General features: G+C 50.8%; 13 protein-coding genes. 6 read left to right on the forward strand and 7 right to left on the reverse strand.

Features of this window, described 5'->3' with window-relative positions; all coding sequences use genetic code 11:
• Positions 1-517: 517 nt before the first annotated feature.
• Positions 518-3,286 (reverse strand): ImpA family metalloprotease, encoded by a 2,769-nt coding sequence (locus IE092_RS02525; protein WP_189355417.1) that lies wholly within the window; start codon positions 3,284-3,286, stop codon positions 518-520.
• A gap of 318 nt (positions 3,287-3,604) precedes the next feature.
• On the opposite strand from IE092_RS02525, the gene IE092_RS02530 reads away from it, so the two are divergent.
• A complete protein-coding gene (locus IE092_RS02530; RefSeq protein ID WP_189355418.1) occupies positions 3,605-4,690 on the forward strand; it encodes a hypothetical protein in 1,086 nt (361 codons plus the stop codon).
• Here IE092_RS02530 and IE092_RS02535 read toward each other — a convergent pair.
• The 4 genes from IE092_RS02535 to IE092_RS02550 form a co-directional block, all read right to left on the reverse strand.
• Positions 4,646-5,125, reverse strand: a complete 480-nt coding sequence (locus tag IE092_RS02535) for a hypothetical protein (protein WP_189355419.1) — start codon at positions 5,123-5,125, stop codon at positions 4,646-4,648. The two genes, IE092_RS02530 and IE092_RS02535, sit on opposite strands and share 45 nt — an antisense overlap.
• 338 nt (positions 5,126-5,463) lie before the next feature.
• Entirely contained in the window at positions 5,464-5,832 is a 369-nt protein-coding gene (locus IE092_RS02540) for a response regulator transcription factor (protein WP_189355420.1), read from the reverse strand.
• Between the two features lie 218 nt (positions 5,833-6,050).
• A complete protein-coding gene (locus IE092_RS02545) occupies positions 6,051-6,689 on the reverse strand; it encodes a response regulator transcription factor (RefSeq protein ID WP_189355421.1) in 639 nt (212 codons plus the stop codon).
• Positions 6,682-8,535, reverse strand: coding sequence for an ATP-binding protein (locus IE092_RS02550; RefSeq protein ID WP_189355422.1), 1,854 nt, complete (start codon positions 8,533-8,535; stop codon positions 6,682-6,684). Before IE092_RS02550 ends, IE092_RS02545 begins: the two co-directional genes overlap by 8 nt.
• A 377-nt stretch (positions 8,536-8,912) precedes the next feature.
• Between IE092_RS02550 and metG the strand changes: the two genes are divergently transcribed.
• The 3 genes from metG to IE092_RS02565 are packed head-to-tail and all read left to right on the forward strand — an operon-like array spanning position 8,913 to position 13,265.
• Positions 8,913-10,967 (forward strand): methionine--tRNA ligase, encoded by a 2,055-nt coding sequence (metG, locus tag IE092_RS02555; RefSeq protein WP_189355423.1) that lies wholly within the window; start codon positions 8,913-8,915, stop codon positions 10,965-10,967.
• Positions 10,968-10,971: 4 nt separating this feature from the next.
• Positions 10,972-11,451, forward strand: coding sequence for a GNAT family N-acetyltransferase (locus tag IE092_RS02560; protein ID WP_189355424.1), 480 nt, complete (start codon positions 10,972-10,974; stop codon positions 11,449-11,451).
• 26 nt (positions 11,452-11,477) lie between these two features.
• Complete coding sequence (locus tag IE092_RS02565; RefSeq protein ID WP_189355425.1) at positions 11,478-13,265, forward strand: aminopeptidase P family protein; 1,788 nt, start codon at positions 11,478-11,480, stop codon at positions 13,263-13,265.
• A 134-nt stretch (positions 13,266-13,399) separates the two neighbouring features.
• Here IE092_RS02565 and IE092_RS02570 read toward each other — a convergent pair whose 3' ends face one another.
• Positions 13,400-14,347, reverse strand: coding sequence for a TraB/GumN family protein (locus IE092_RS02570; RefSeq protein WP_189355426.1), 948 nt, complete (start codon positions 14,345-14,347; stop codon positions 13,400-13,402).
• 673 nt (positions 14,348-15,020) lie between these two features.
• Between IE092_RS02570 and IE092_RS02575 the strand changes: the two genes are divergently transcribed.
• Positions 15,021-15,179, forward strand: a complete 159-nt coding sequence (locus IE092_RS02575) for a hypothetical protein (RefSeq protein WP_189355427.1) — start codon at positions 15,021-15,023, stop codon at positions 15,177-15,179.
• 113 nt (positions 15,180-15,292) lie between these two features.
• On the opposite strand, the gene IE092_RS02580 is transcribed toward IE092_RS02575, so the two are convergent.
• On the reverse strand, positions 15,293-15,535 hold the full coding sequence (locus tag IE092_RS02580; RefSeq protein ID WP_189355428.1) for a hypothetical protein: 243 nt from the start codon (positions 15,533-15,535) through the stop codon (positions 15,293-15,295).
• On the opposite strand from IE092_RS02580, the gene IE092_RS02585 reads away from it, so the two are divergent.
• Positions 15,534-16,199, forward strand: a complete 666-nt coding sequence (locus tag IE092_RS02585) for a hypothetical protein (protein WP_189355429.1) — start codon at positions 15,534-15,536, stop codon at positions 16,197-16,199. The two genes, IE092_RS02580 and IE092_RS02585, sit on opposite strands and share 2 nt — an antisense overlap.
• Positions 16,200-16,373: the final 174 nt, after the last annotated feature.

A 16,373-nucleotide genomic window follows, 5' to 3' on the forward strand; every position in this document is an offset into this window, starting at 1 on the left:
GCGTCGGTACCGCGTAACAAAATCTGCAAATGACAATGCTTTCGAACCTTTATGCAAAAAACTATGCAATCGGGTAAGAAGTTTGTTAAGCCATTATAGGTATGACGCTTTAACAACCGCAAGCAAGTACAGACTGTGCAGGCAGTTGAATGCAGGGAATTTGGGAAACAACAAAATGAAAACGGAGCCACAAGGGCTCCGTCTGAAATGCGGGACCGGCGACTACCGCAAAGCAGCAAGCACACCGGACTGCCGTCATACATATCGGTTGTATGTACAGCAGTTGTTGCAAACTATATCACACGATCTCTAAATCAGCACAAGTAGCACCGAAAAACAGTAGCTTGTTTGCAACAACTGAATTTCCATCATTCCAAAACAAAACCGGCCAGCCGCTTGCGCGAACTGACCGGTACCACCGTCATACATATCGGTTGTATGTACAGCAGATGAGTGAACTTTATCAGATCAATACTACAAAATCATGACATAAAACAAAGTTCATGCTTCCTGCCACTCAGTACGGATACGCTGGTGTTTTTCCGTCGATATCTACCCAGACACCGGTTTGAACCTGATTACCCTTGCCCGGTGCAAGTGCATATAACCATAAAGGTGCAACCGGCAGTTTCAGATCAGATACCGAGTCCAGTGAACGCTGATCCAGCGGAATACCCCATGCTGCAAAGTACTGACGCATATCCTGACCGATAATCTGTGAACTCAGTACGTACAACAAATCGTGGTTCGTGATTGTGTTGTTCGCATACCGGCCCATTGCATACTTAGATGCATTTGCGGCCGTCCAGTCTTTTGCCACTAAGCGGTCACCCTTGGTCAGCAAAGTCAGATACTCCAGTGATGTATCGACCGTCGGCTTATCCATTCCCAGTCGGAAACGGGTGTACAAGAAACCAAGCTGGAAATGCACTGCACGCATTGCGTTCTGGTTATCGCTGTTCCACAGGCGATTGCTCATTTCTGCCACCAGATCGTTACCGGTTTTTCCGGTTGCCCGGCTTGCGCTCAGATAACCGTACAAACCTTTGTAATCGATGCGATCACCGCTGACATCTTCCCCGGACACAGCGTAGTTACGCATGGCGGATGCTGTCGAGAGAATATTGTTATCGCACTCAACCACACAGCCTGCTGTACCCGGCGGCACAATATGGTGAACACGTTGCACGGTGTTATGGCCAAGTTCATGCCACCAGCCCCAGCCCGCCGCAATACCTGCAAATCCGTCAGACGGGTTACCGGAACACAGGAAACCGCAAGTTGCAATCCAGCCGACAAAATGTTGTACGCCCGGCGCGCGGTGCATATCACCGTCGCACGTCCATCCGAGTTTGTCGCATACTGCTTTCACGTTTGCAGACATCGCCATATTGCTGTAACCGTTGGCAATATGGTTCGAATCGAAAATACGGGCGCGCAGATTATCCTGAATGTAGTCACGCGGGTCTTTGTTACCGATCACGCTAAGCGCATAAGCATTCGTCTGATGCACTTCACCACCGACAAATTTCGATGTCTGCCAGCCAAACACTTTAGACTTAATCACGGCGGATGCTGCATCAATCTCAGCCTGCGACATTTCTTTCGTGAAGTCAAAATGGCCGTACTTAGCGCCACCTTTAATCTGCAGCTTCACGACCTTGCCAGCTGCCAGTCCACTGTAATTTAAATACAGCGGGCCACCAAACGGTGTCACGAATACATTATCTGTTGTCGCTGACAAAGGAATATTAGGTGAAACGGGTTTGCGCGGACGGCCATACTTTTTACCGTCTGACACCGGATTGCCCCACGTGCGCGCAAATCCTGACTGAATACCAAGCGAACCGCCTGCCGCATCAACGATACGTATCGCCACCGGTTTGCCGGGTACGGCTGCACGTCCGATGGCTGTGATACCGCTGCCTTGCGCAATCGTTACGTCGATACTTTCAAAGTCGGTGCTGACCGGCATAGCAGCCGCTTCTTTTGGCATAAAGTCGCCATAACCATTAGGCGCAATCGTAGTTTTTTCACGGTTAAAAACAACCCAGGAATCACTCGCGTAGGTACGCAAAAAATCCGGCGCTGTCGACTTTTGCTCTGGTGGCAACTGACCATATTTTGTGACTGACGGACGCCATAAATCTGCCCATAACACCAGCAACTTATGCAAATCCATCGTCGTTCCGCTGAACAAATTCAGACCCCTGCTCTGAATACCGTTGACCTCATTCATCATCAGCGTGACCGGATTCAGCGGCGTACTGTCCGCTGCAAAATCCCAGAGTAACTGATCCGTTTGCAATTTCTGTATTGTGCCAATCAGGCCCGCCATCTTATCCGCCCGGCCAATAGTATCTGCCGCAGTACGTGTATTCGAAATTTTCAGATCATCCGCAGACGCAAAATAATTTCCCGGATACCCGCCAACATCAATACCCATCGCATTTGCGACTTTACGACCACCGCCGGATTCAATCCAGCTCGGCGCAAAATACACCACGACCTTACCCGCGTTCAGATACGTCTGAATCTGCGCACTCAGCCCCGCAACATCTTTTGTTCCGCCACCAAACACCATCAGGTCAGTATTTTGCCAACAAGTATTCGCCAGATCGGTCAGATCACAGCTGACTTCCTGCGCCTGCCAGCCGGATTTCTTAAAAAAGTTATTCACATTAGCGGCACCGTAGCCAGCTACCGTGAATTTAACGGTTGCCGGCATCGCACCATCAGGATTGCCGGTCACCAGCCAGGTCATCACACGCTGAAACAATGGCAAATGCTGTTGCTGATTCGTCGAACCTGCCATCCATGACAACACATCCGCACCGTAAGCCAGCCCGCGTCCCTTGCCGACAACGGAAAATGCGGCCATACCGTTACCGCCATCAGCATCCAGAAAGCTGACTGCTGAAGTAGAGTTTTGCGGATAAATGGCAATGCTGTTGCCGGTATAAGTCAGTGACTGATCAAGATCCGCACCGTTTTTTCGCAAAATGCTGCCCAGCAAAGCAACCTGCTGTTGCTGAACATTCCCGGCGATCACCAGGGCTTTTTGCAGCAAGCTCGGCTGTGCTGCAGCCGGATCCAGTCCGGAGGCATCACCAGTTTGCATCGCGGTTGCAATTTTTTCATCCAGAGTGGGCACTTTTGGCGGCGTAACGACACCGGTATTGCTGTCTCCACCCGAAGCTGAACCGGAACCACCTCCGCCACCACCACAAGCCGCGAGCAACACGGCTGCGGCAAGCAAGCTCAATTGTTTTTTTAACATTTGCATACCAATCTGTTATCAGGTCATGAAATAGGGCTGACACCATGCCGGAAAAGGGTTCGTGCTTTACAGCAAGCCGGGGGAGCCTGAATCTCTCAATACAAAGTCAATTTTCTGTTAAGTGAACAGAAGTGCAATACACGGAACAGCAATTTCCGGATTCTGGCGTCAGCATGAAAAAGTTTACGCATGGCAATGGGTTTTGCCTATTGCACTTTGGTGCAACTCCACGAAATCCTGTATGTTGATGCAGCGCAGACCGGGGCGATCAGGCAGGGAAATTGGTAAAATGTAAGACTCGCTTTTGCACAAGAAATATTAAGCATGTCATCCATCACTGCCAACGACAATCCTTTCCTGACTGAATCAGCAACAGCGCACACTGCAGCAATCTTGCGACACGCATTTCTGCATGATGCGCAGCAAGCTGCATTATTGATTTCTGACTATCGTTGTGAACTGACATGCATACTGACTGAAGCCTACAGACGCAATTTGCCGCAGGCAGCCGTCTTGCATTTTGATCAGTTAGCACCGCAACAAGTGCTTGATCATATTCTCGCATTACCCGCCGGCGCACTGGTGGTGCTGGTTCAGTCCACGCATTTCCGGCTTGAAGCTTATCGCTTGCGGGTTGAATTATTTAAACGCGGATTAAAAGTGATTGAACATCCGCATCTGGAACGCATGCTGCCAGATGAAATATCGACTTACATTGAGTCGCTGGCCTACGATCCGGATTACTACCGCAATACCGGTAAGGGTTTAAAGAAACTGATCGATTGCGCAAGGAGTGGCATTGTTGACAGCGGCAACGGCGCACAATTATTTTTTGATGGCGGTTTTGAGCCAGCACGACTGAATGTGGGCGACTACAGTGGCATGCAAAATGTAGGCGGACAATTTCCCATCGGCGAAGTTTTTACCGAAGCGGTTGATCTGGAAAAAGTGCATGGCCGCGTCAACATTTTTATATTCGGCGACACCAACTTCCGCATCAATGAGCCGGAAACGCCGATCACTCTGATTGTTGAGTCCGGCAAAGTGACTGGCACAGAAAACAGTACACCGGAGTTTGATACGGTTCTGGAAAATATCCGCCGTGATGAAGGTGGCATCGTCTGGGTTCGTGAACTCGGCTTCGGATTAAACCGTGCTTTCAGTGCGGAACGACGGGTTCGGGACATAGGCACCTATGAACGTATGTGCGGCATCCATTTGTCACTGGGCGCAAAACACGGCAGCTACGGCAAACCCCATATTAAACGCGGCGAAGGTCGCTATCATATTGATGTTTTTGCCATCACAAAACAAGTATGGCTCGATCAGAATAATGTTTTTCAGAATGGTGCCTGGCAATTGCCATCAGAATCCGGCCTGAGCGAAGCCGTATTGTCCACTGAGGGCTGACTGCAACTGTACCTGCCAGTCTGGCTGCGCCAGCATTTGAGACAATTGTCTTAACATGCGCAGCACATCCAGCTGGCGAGTTAGCACAGGCGCAAATCCGAACTGCGCCATGTGTGTCAGATCAAAATCTACCTGAACACCACTCAGCATCAGTGCCTGCAGCATCAGATGCCCGTCTTCATGCAGTACAGCAAATGCAGGCGCACCACTCTCCTGCTCAGGAAAAGCGATATCAAATTCCCCCTCCGGAAACCAGTCATGCAGGCGTTGCGCGAGCGCATGACGACTGAGCGCATGTGGCTCCTGCGGGCAATACACCAGCACATATTCATGCGGCGCAATGAAGGGATGCGCGGACTCTACCGGCAATGCCGGCACCTGCTCTGGTTGCTGAGACAACAAATAACTGACAACGGCTGCATCCAGCGTACTCATCCGGCTTCCTTCCCGATTCGGGTTTAATCTGAACATCTGAAACACCGTAATTCGTTTTCGCCACATTTCCCGCCAGAGCGATTTCTCTGAACAGGACTCGCATTGCATGACGACATCTGGTGCACTATTCCGATTGTAGAAAACTTACGCTGTGCTTCATATTGCACTTTGGTGCAGCCAGATGCATATCAGTACGAATTTATGAAGGGAATTGATGCTTTGCGTCGTCATTGGCGCACTGCTGCAAAGATGGCGAGCACCACACGCAATTTTCAGCGTTCAGGTACACATAGGATGAAACGACTCTAGCTAAAAAACGCGGGAGAAGAAACGGAAAATCAGCCGAGCGACTGAGCATCGCGCAGAGATTGCAACAGATTCAGCAATTCCGCCTTTTCGACCGGACGACGAATAACCGGCAATGCTAATCCGGGTACAGTACGTGGCAAGCGCGGCGCAACCCGCTCATCCGCCATCAGTATCAAAGGAAAACGCTGTTGCAAAGCGCTGAGCCGCTCGCTGAGATCCGTTTGCGCCAGCATACGTTCGCTGACTTCCAGAATAACGCAACCGGGATTGTTATTTTCTGCGTTGGCAAAGTCGGTCATCGCATCGTAGCACTGCACGGTATACGCGTAAGCCCCCAGTACCAGACTCAGGACAGCCCGTTCGAAATCGTTACCGGAAATAATATGGGTTACAAACACAAGCGACTGCCTCAGAGAAACGCAAAATACTGCCGAAAACCTATCGTGCGCTGAAATCGCAGTACACAGCTTGATCCGGATCGTGATATTGCTCAAAACCCCAAGTATACGTAACTGAGTGGCTCTTGCCTATCGTACTTTGGTGCAAAAGTGCAAATGATTGAAAATAATCGTGTCTGAATTCGCCAGTAAATCTACAAAATTTGAAATAATTTTTTCTATTTAGGCACCTGATTCAGGTTCAGCACACCAAGTTGAGTTGCCTGTAAAACAAGTTCCGCCAGTGTATCTGCCTGCATTTTTTCCATCACACTGCTGCGGTGGGCTTTGATTGTCCGCTCCGAAGTCCCCAGCTCAAACGCTATTTGCTTGTTCAGCTTGCCACGAACAACCTGATGGAATACTTCCAGCTCACGTTCGGTCAGTTGTCCAAGCCGGTAACGCAAATCATCCAACCTGATACGTTCAGCCCTTGCACTGGCACTGCGCTGATGCGCTGCATCCACCGCCCGCAGCAAATCTTCCTTTCGTACCGGCTTACTCAGAAAATCATCTGCGCCCGCTTTGATCGCCCGCACACTCATCGAGATGTCACCATAGGCAGTCAGAAAAATTACCGGCACCGGGCACTGACGGCGGTTCAGCGCTTCCTGTACTTCAAGTCCGCTGAGACCGGGCATATTCACGTCCAGCAACAGACAGCTGACGACATCTTCCGGTTGCATCTGAAAGAAATGCGCACCGGATTCAAAGGTCTGAACACGATAGCCGCAGGCCTGCAGCAGAATGCTCAGACCGGAACGCACGGAGGCATCATCGTCAACCACGTACACAAGCGGTAAGGTTTGTTCACTCATGATGTCCACGCAGTAAAGGAAGTTTGAAGCGCATAATGCCTCCACCGAGGCGATTTTCTGCCCAGATATGGCCACCGTGCGCCTGCACGATTGACGCGCTGATCCATAAACCCAGACCAACCCCTTCCGGTTTGGTCGTGAAGAAAGACTCAAAGACCCGTTCAACACCCTGATCAAAGCCAGTCCCGGTGTCTACCACCGAAATCCTGACCTGATCACTGGCATACAGACTGGTCTCCAGCGTAATCACCCGCTCTTTTCCTTTTTTACGGTCAATGGCATCCATACTGTTCAGTATCAGATTCACCAGTACCTGCTGTAACTGCACGATATTGATCGACACCAGCATCCCGTCCGGACCGAGGTTATCGCGAATCTGAATGCGCCGGACTTTGGCTTCGATTGACAGAAAATTCAATACCTTACGTACGAGCCAGTTAATATCAACCGGCGTCAGTTCGGTATCTGACTTCGTCAGTAAACCCTTCATATTCCGGATCAGTTCATCGGCGCGTAAATTATCGCGGCGTATGTTCTGCAGGGTTTCGTGCAACAAATCGTAGGCCGGCGGTTCCCGCTTCAGAAAAATCATCGCTGCTTCGACATTCGATAAAATCGCTGCCAGCGGCTGCATTAATTCATGTCCGATCGCTTCGTTATAAATTGATGCAGTCATTTTGCGGTTCATTTGCGTAATCTGACTGAGTACCTGCCGCGAAGCATCGACTGCACTGGAATGCAGACGGCGCTCAATCACCAGCGCGATCACTGCAATCAGCAGCAATAAGAATGTGGCGAAGGCTGCAATCAGATACCAGCGGTAGGCTTCCCAGATGGTCGGAGTGTAAAAGCGGCGCTGCGTACCTGCGGGCAGGCGCGAATCCGGTATTTGCCAGCGTTCGGCCTGATGGTTATCCAGCAGCGGAATAAAGCCGGAACTGATCAGATCATGCGAGCCTTCTTTTCCGGCTTTTGCTTTTAGTGCGAGTGCCGCTGTTTCCTTTGCCAGCTCAGAAAAATCAAAACTCAGCGCAACCAGCGGACCTTTCCCCAACTGTCCGGGCTCATCCACAATCACCGGATGCTGGGCCTGCGCCAGAACAGCTTGCAGCAAGTCTGCGCCGTATTGTCTGGCGCTGGCACGGTCAGCACTTTGCAAACCCTGAAAAATCACACTGCCTGCAGGCAGCTTACGAATTTCCTCAAGTACATCGGCAAGCGGTAAATGCCGTAAATCCTGAATACTCAGTTCGTCGGACATTTGCAATGCCTGCTGTCGGAAGAAAGTCCGGTTGAGCTCACCGGGCGGCACGCTGCCTGTCAGCACCAGACGCTTTGTGCCGGGCAACAGGGTCTTCACAACATGCACCACATTGGAAAAGTTGGCGCGCAACACTTTACCGTTGAAATGCGGCGGCAGATTCATCTGGATAACATCCACATCACTGGCCAGCGAAAAAACCACCGGCGTTCCGGGCCACATCCATTTTTCGTATTGCAGACTAAAGCGCAAAGCTTGCTGGCCGGTCACGATAATCACATCCGGTGGTACATTTTTGTATTTGTCGCGGAACCAGCGCGCCAGATTCTGGCGATAGGTTTCATGCGGAAATTCCTGCAGATCAAGAGATTCGTGATACAGCGTGACGTTACCGGCCTCCTCCAGCGACTGATGCAGTTGCCCGTAAAACTCCTGCAAGCCCTGATCGCGGCGCGATTCCGGTGTCAGCAATAAAATACGTTTACCGTCCGCAGCGTGCACTGTCGGCAGATAACCTGCAACGACAAACGCCAGCATCAGCCAGATCAGCGTATTCAAAAAACGATGCATTAAACGTACTGACATACGCAATCACTTCACGGAGCACACAGCATGTGCGGATTAAACAGATGGCGGGATACCGGCGTTTGAGGCTGAATGCACGCATTAAGCGGTGACGAAAACAGCATCGGCCCTTGCAGCGACACAAGGCTGGATAATTGCGTTAAAGCAATGAGATCGGAATTATCTTCGAAATCGCAACGATCAGCAAAATAATTTACCGATTAACGGCGGTCATTTCCATATTTTCAATTGCCAGACTGATTACAAATCCGCACAAAGCCAGTAAAACATGCATCGCATGAGGAAGTCTTCGGGTTTCGCAAGGGCTATAAGCGGAAATTCAGCTCCGTTCGCTGCTAGAATAACGCTCTTGTTCTATCTCTATGATTGCGAATCCTATGACCAGAAAGTTGTTTGTCACTACCGCTCTCCCTTATGCCAACGCGCCCTTCCATCTGGGCCACATCATGGAATACATCCAGGCAGATATCTGGGTGAGAAACCAACGAATGTCTGGCAGTGAAGTGCATTTCGTAGGGGCAGATGATGCGCACGGTGCGCCAATCATGATTGCTGCAGAAAAAGCCGGTCTGACACCACAGGAATTTGTCGGCCGCATCGCCGCAGGTCGTCAGCAGTACCTCGACGGATTCCATATCCGCTTTGATAACTGGCATTCCACCGACGGCCCGGAAAACCATGCGTTGTCACAAGACATTTACCGCAAACTGAAAGCTGCCGGTTTTATTATCAGCAAAACCATTGAACAGTTTTTTGATCCGGTCAAAAACATGTTCCTGCCGGACCGTTATATCAAAGGCGAATGCCCGAAATGCGGCGCAAAAGATCAGTACGGCGATTCCTGCGAAGTCTGCAGCGCCGTGTATGCACCGACTGAAGTCAAAAACCCGTACTCTGTACTGACAGGCGCTACGCCGGTTCTGAAATCCTCTGAACACTTTTTCTTCCAGTTATCCAATCCGCAATGCGTTGAGTTTCTGCGTAACTGGGCGCTGTCGGATAACCGTCTGCAGTCTGAAGTTGCGAATAAATGCCGCGAGTGGCTGGAAGGCGAAGGCGGTCTGGGTGACTGGGATATCAGCCGCGATGCGCCTTACTTCGGCATCGAAATTCCGGATGCACCGGGCAAGTATTTCTACGTCTGGCTGGATGCGCCGGTCGGTTATCTGGCTTCGCTGAAAAATTATTTCGCGAAAACCGGTCGCGACTTCGATGCATTCATGGCTGACCCGCAAACCGAACAGATTCACTTCATCGGTAAAGACATTACCTATTTCCATACGCTGTTCTGGCCTGCGATGCTGAAATTCTCCGGTTACAAAACACCGGATTCCGTTTACGCGCACGGCTTCGTCACCGTTTCCGGTGAAAAAATGTCGAAGTCGCGCGGCACCGGTATTTCTCCGCTGCGCTATCTGGAAATCGGCATGAACCCGGAATGGCTGCGTTATTACTTCGCTGCCAAGCTGAATGCAAAAGTCGAAGATCTGGATCTGAATCCTGAAGACTTCGTTGCCCGCGTCAATGCAGACCTGATCGGCAAATACATCAACATCGCCAGCCGCGCATCCGGCTTCATCACCAAACGTTTTGACGGCGTGATCAATACCGCATGGGCAACTGACAGCGATGAATTCCTGAGCCATATCCGTGCCGCCGCCGGTGAAATCCGCGCGTTTTATGAAAACCGTGAATACGGTAAAGCGCTGCGCGCCACGATGGAACAGGCGGATTACATCAACGCTTATGTGGACGCCAACAAACCGTGGGAACTGGCAAAAAATGCCGATAACAATGCGCGCCTGCAGGAAGTTTGCAGCCGCTTGCTGGAAGCCTTCCGTATCCTGACAATTTATCTGAAACCGGTACTGCCTGCGCTGGCAGCCAAAGTGGAAGCGCAACTGAATATCGGCGAACTGAGCTGGGCAGACGTGAACACGCCGATGGCAGATCAGCACAAAGTCAATGCGTATGAGCATCTGATGCAGCGCGTTGATATCAAAGTCTTCGACGACCTGTTCGATCCGCCAGCACCGGCGGCTACTGCTGCAGCGGCAGAACCTGCAGCAGCAAGCATTGAACCGATTGCCGAAGAAATCAAAATTGACGACTTCGCCAAAGTCGATCTGCGTATCGCCAAAATCGTGAATTGCGAACACGTTGAAGGTTCCGACAAACTGCTGCGCCTGACACTGGATGTCGGCGAAGGCCGCACCCGCAATGTATTCTCCGGTATCAAATCCGCGTACCAGCCGGAACAACTGATCGGAAAATTCACTGTGATGGTGGCCAATCTGGCACCGCGTAAAATGAAGTTCGGCATGTCCGAAGGCATGGTACTGGCGGCATCCGCTGCGGATGAAAAAGCCAATCCGGGTCTGTACATTCTGGAACCGTGGGCTGGCGCCGAGCCAGGCATGCGCGTCCGTTAAGCGTATGCCCGACCTTACGATACGCGAAGCGGGTCAGACGGATGCGGCGTTAATCGCCGACCTGACCCGCCAGTGCTGGGCCAACAAAGTTGCGTCCAGCTCCAGCGGCCACCGTGAAAATGCTGAACAGGTAGAAACAGAGCTCGCGCACGGCGGCGGATTCATCATGTATCTCGATGATGTTCCTGCCGGATCTGTGCGCTGGCTGCCGGTGGATATGGATGCCAGTATCTGGGAAATGCGGCGCATGGGTGTCCTGCCCGCTTTCCGTGGTCAGGGTTACTCTGAGCACTTACTGGAAGCAGTGATTCTGGCCGCGCAGACCGCCGGCATTGAAGAACTGCGACTGGGTGTGCGCATTGATCAGCCCCGCCTGCTGGATTTATATGCTGCTTACGAATTTGAACTGGCACCTGAGCTGGACTATGCTCATGCTAACCCCGCCGAACCCAAACCTTATGTGATGCGCCGCTTTTTGCGCTGATCTCTCGCCCTCTCCGGAACTCTTTCATGAAAACGATACCAGAACGTTTATCCGCACTGCGTCAGGCGATGCAAGCGCAGCAGGTACATGCCTGCCTGATTCCTTCTGCTGATCCCCATTTATCCGAATATCTGCCGGAACGCTGGCAGGGTCGCGAGTATTTCACCGGTTTCACCGGCTCGGTCGGCACGCTGATCGTCACCGCTGACTTTGCCGGTTTGTGGGTGGACAGCCGCTACTGGAGTCAGGCAGAAACCGAACTGGCCGGCACCGGCATCACCATGATGAAAACCAATTCCGCAGCCGCTACCAGCTATATCGAATGGCTGGCACAACATCTGGGCGCTGGTCAGGTGCTGAGCGTGGATGGCATGGTGCTCGGCCTCGCAACTGCCCGTATGCTGGAACGTCAGGCAGCGCAATCCGGCTTTATCCTGAAAACCGATACCGATGTGACCGACCTGATCTGGCACGACCGCGCCAGCCTGCCAACCGCAGCGGTCTACAGCCACATGGCGCCGTTCGCCGTGGTCAGCCGCGCGGAAAAACTGGCGCAAGTCCGTGGCCGCATGCAGGAACTCGGTGCGCAGCATCATTTGATTTCTACCGTGGACGATATTGCATGGCTGCTGAATCTGCGCGGCGGCGATGTCAGCTACAACCCTGTATTCATTTCGCACCTGTTGCTGAATGCGGAACAAGGCACGCTGTTTATCGCCGAAGGCAAAGTACCGGGCCCGATTGCCGCCGAACTGGCTGCCGACGGCATTCAGATCGCTGCTTACAACAACACCATCGCCGCATTGTCCGCGCTGCCTGCTGACAGCAGCGTGCTGATTGATCCGCGCCGCGTGACATTTGGTCTGCGCTCCGCCATTCCGGCCAGCGCCAAAGTCATTGAAGCGATCAACCCTTCTGTCTTCTTCAAATCCCGTAAAACTGCCGGTGAAGCGCAGTTTATCCGTGAAGCGATGGAACAGGATGGCGCAGCCCTGTGTGAATTTTTCAGCTGGCTGGACAAAGCACTCGGACAAGAACGCATCACCGAAATCACGATTGATGAACAAATCTGCGCGGCACGTGCGCGTCAGCCTCACTTCATCAGCCCTAGCTTCGGCACCATCGCCGGCTTCAATGCCAATGGCGCAATGCCGCACTACCGCGCCACACCGGCATCGCATGCTGTAATTGAAGGCGATGGCCTGCTGCTGATCGATTCCGGCGGCCAGTACTTGAACGGCACCACCGACATCACCCGCGTGGTGGCAATCGGCGAAGTCAGTCAGGCACAAAAGCGCGATTTCACACTGGTGCTGAAAGGCATGATCAACCTGTCCCGTGCTCACTTCCCGACCGGCACGCTGTCTCCGGCGCTGGATACGCTGGCGCGCATTCCGCTGTGGCAGGAAGGCATTAACTTCGGTCATGGCACCGGCCACGGCGTCGGTTATTTCCTGAACGTGCATGAAGGCCCGCAATCCATCAGCCCGACCATCGCCGAGCCACACATGGCACTGCTGCCGGGCATGGTGACTTCAAATGAACCGGGCATTTACCGTCCGGGACAATGGGGCGTGCGTATCGAAAACCTGATTATGACCGCCGATGCCGGCGACGAAGGCTTCGGCAGTTTCCTGAAATTCGAAACCCTGACCCTGTGCCCGATCGACACCCGCTGTCTGGATACCAGCCTGATGCGCGACGATGAAATCGCGTGGCTGAACGATTATCACGACACCGTCCGCGCCCGCCTGTCCCCGCGCGTCAGCGGCAACGCCCTCGAATGGCTGCACCGCGCAACGCAACCGGTTTAAGGCAATACATTTCCGGCTTTGCGCTGAATGTGAAAAAGAGGAGCAATGCTCCTCTTTTTTATTTTTACTCGATTCGGACTAATCAAGGCAATCAGTATTTATCATTTCAACAATCTTTCATGCCGACTTGCCCATCAATTTACCTTCGTGATTTTATATTTCTTATCCTTTAACATCTTCAACAACCCACTCTCCCCAACCAAATGATCAACCCCTACCGCAAACAATATTCCGCTCTTACCACTGGAAATTTTTTCAATCTTCTTTAAAAATCCTACGTTTCTCAAATTTACTACTTTTCCAACATAGAAATTCGAATAAAAATTATTTCTTCTCGAAAAATCACCAAGACTTTTCTCAGCCAAAGAAATATCTGAATTAGCCCAGGCTTCGAATAAGTCAATTCCTCGCTGGCGTATCACTCCCTGCTCGACCAAATTAACATAATCTCTAAAATATCTAACCTGCTGATCTTCTGTCATTTTATTGAAGATATTTGCCTGAAAAGTAGCACCCTCCAGCTCATTAACAGTAATATTATTTTCCTTAGCCAAGACAATCAGCTGCTCTTCCGTTCCAAGTTCCAAATTCAAATTTTCACTATTAGGAATAGGGACAGCATTTACCAAATACCATGGCTGCAATGACTCATACTCATCCTCAGAAAAAATCTCCATTTCACTCACGAGATTTTTTTTCAATAAATTATAATACTTTTCACCAATTAGATTAACAAGTTTCTTACCACCTGCTTTTCGCTTGGAATTTAAATCTACCAAATCTATTGCCGAATCATCCATGATTACTTCCACGTAAATTCCGGATGATTTTTTTGCAGCATTAATAATATTCAACCCTATTTTTTGCCGATTTGAAATTCCTGCATGAATTGTACCCAACAAATAGAATCCTCTCTGATCTTTTTCAACAAAATATAAAAAACCATTCAAACTCACAGAAGAACTCTCCGGGACATCTGCAAATTTTACATTTTCAGCATAAGCAAGACTAAAAACTGAATGCAAAACAAAAAAGGAAGCAAAAAATAATTTTACAATTTTTAGCCTTAAACTCAATATCATCTTCAAACCCATTTAAATGACTTTTTTAGTTAGTTAAAAACAAAAATGGGATCTATGAAAGCAGCACCATCATCAGCGCTATCACAGCAAACCATTTAAGTCACAGCCTTACAATCAATGGTTCAATACACAGGTACTGTGCACAAGTAAGCCTGCACTATCGATCATGGGCAATGTTATCTCTGTAACAAGCAAGGTAAACAATCCAGCCCCGTCCCTATTTAGCATACGCGATTTGTTAAAAACTGTTAACTATACAGGCAAAATTCTCAATTTTACTTAAATTATATTGATATGTTAGAAAGGATTACTCGTAGAAGATAATTCAACCTTGATTCACACCCGAATAAAACAACTCTACACATAGTTACACTTGCAATTACTGAAATTTAATTAGGAGGCAACTACAAACATTCATCATTCTTTGCTTTGCACTGCGTGAAAATTAAAAAAGCATATTGATGCTCAATACTCCTTTCCATTCTCGGAGATAAGCAAACCTGACCTTCGCCCACTTTGCACAAAATGCCACCAGCACTGCGGCTGTTGTACGCAAGTTGCAAGTCACTGCAGGTCACTATGCAATTTGTATAAGTACCGATAGGATGCCGTTCAGATCTTTGCATTTTTTCATCAGTACCTGAATTCGCACTCAGCGAAGGAGATGGTTCTAATGAAGTCTGCCCTCAACACAGCATTTGGCACCATGGCTGGCACGGCCGTCTACAGCTGGCTGACCAGCAGCCCTGCCGAAATCGATCTCCAGCGTACGCTGTGGGTCGGTGTGATTACGATTTTACTTTTACGACTGTTTCAACTGATCAGGCACTGAGACTTCGCGCACTCCAGCGATGAGCGCAGCATCGTGCTTCGACAGATGGAACGCGCAAAGCACGCCAAAATCGCACCAAATCAGTGCAAAATGCGGGCTTCAGCACAGCTTTTTTAGCTTACCCCCTTGTCGTCGGCGATGGCTCTGGCTTTCCGGGGCATGGCTTTTTGAATGAATGCGGGTTTCTGCATAGTTATGGCTACTGCCAGAATGAAGTCCGGACGCCCGGCTGTGACAGGTAGCGCGTGGTGCCTGTTGCAGTGCATCTGCAATCCTTCATCAAATACCGCAGATGACGCGCAGGTGACTGGTATTCCTCTTACAATCCCGCTCACCGGATCAACAGAAACGATCATGCTCAAAGCCGACAAATTACTGATCACACAACTGGCATCCGCCGAAGACACTGAGCGCCAGCATGCGGCGCTGGCGTTACAGGCGCTGCCACGCGGACACTTTGAAGACCATCCGCCGTCGCGTAAATTCATTCTGGGCTTGCAGGCCGCGCTGCTGCTGGCGTATCAGACCAGTGCTTCTGAGCTGGTCAGGGACTGGTGCGTGCAACTGCTGGCGGATGCGCAAGTCATGGGGGCGGAAATGGAAGGCCTCGTCAAAGCGGCACTGCAGCCGGAATGCGCTTTTCTGAAAACCCTGCTGTACTACATTTCGCTGAACCCGCGCCGGTTTCAGGATTGCAAATCACAAATTCTGCGCTTGTCGGCGCACCCTGACGAAGAAGTGCGCTGGCGTTGCGCGTATGTGCTGGAAATGCTGGTACTGGACTACGACAGCGACGCCGCCACTCTGCGCGGACTCTTCGCTGATAGTTGCGAAACAACCCGGACCTACGCCGTTCTGGCGTTCAAACGATTGCGCCGTCTGGAAGTGGAAGACATTTCAGCCTTGCAGGCGCTGATTCAGACGAATGCCGATGCTGCCAGCGCCCATGCGCAGGATTTGCTGGCAGGAAGAATTGACCCGTATTGCAGTGCCGATCCGCTGGCGCACCAGCGCGGCTGACATCCGCCCGCGTTCTGAGGTGGCGGCTGGCATTTGCTGTCATCGTATCTGGCATCGTCTTTTATGACTAAAATCGCACCAATTCAGTGCAAAATGCGGACTTCAGCACAGCTTTTTTAGCCTGTCGCCTTGTCGTCGGCGATGGCTCTGGCTTTCGGGGGCATAGCTTTTTGA

The sequence above is a fragment of the Cognatundibacterium squillarum genome, from assembly GCF_014652435.1.
Classification (GTDB): Bacteria; Pseudomonadota; Gammaproteobacteria; order Burkholderiales; family Burkholderiaceae_D; genus Undibacterium; species Undibacterium squillarum.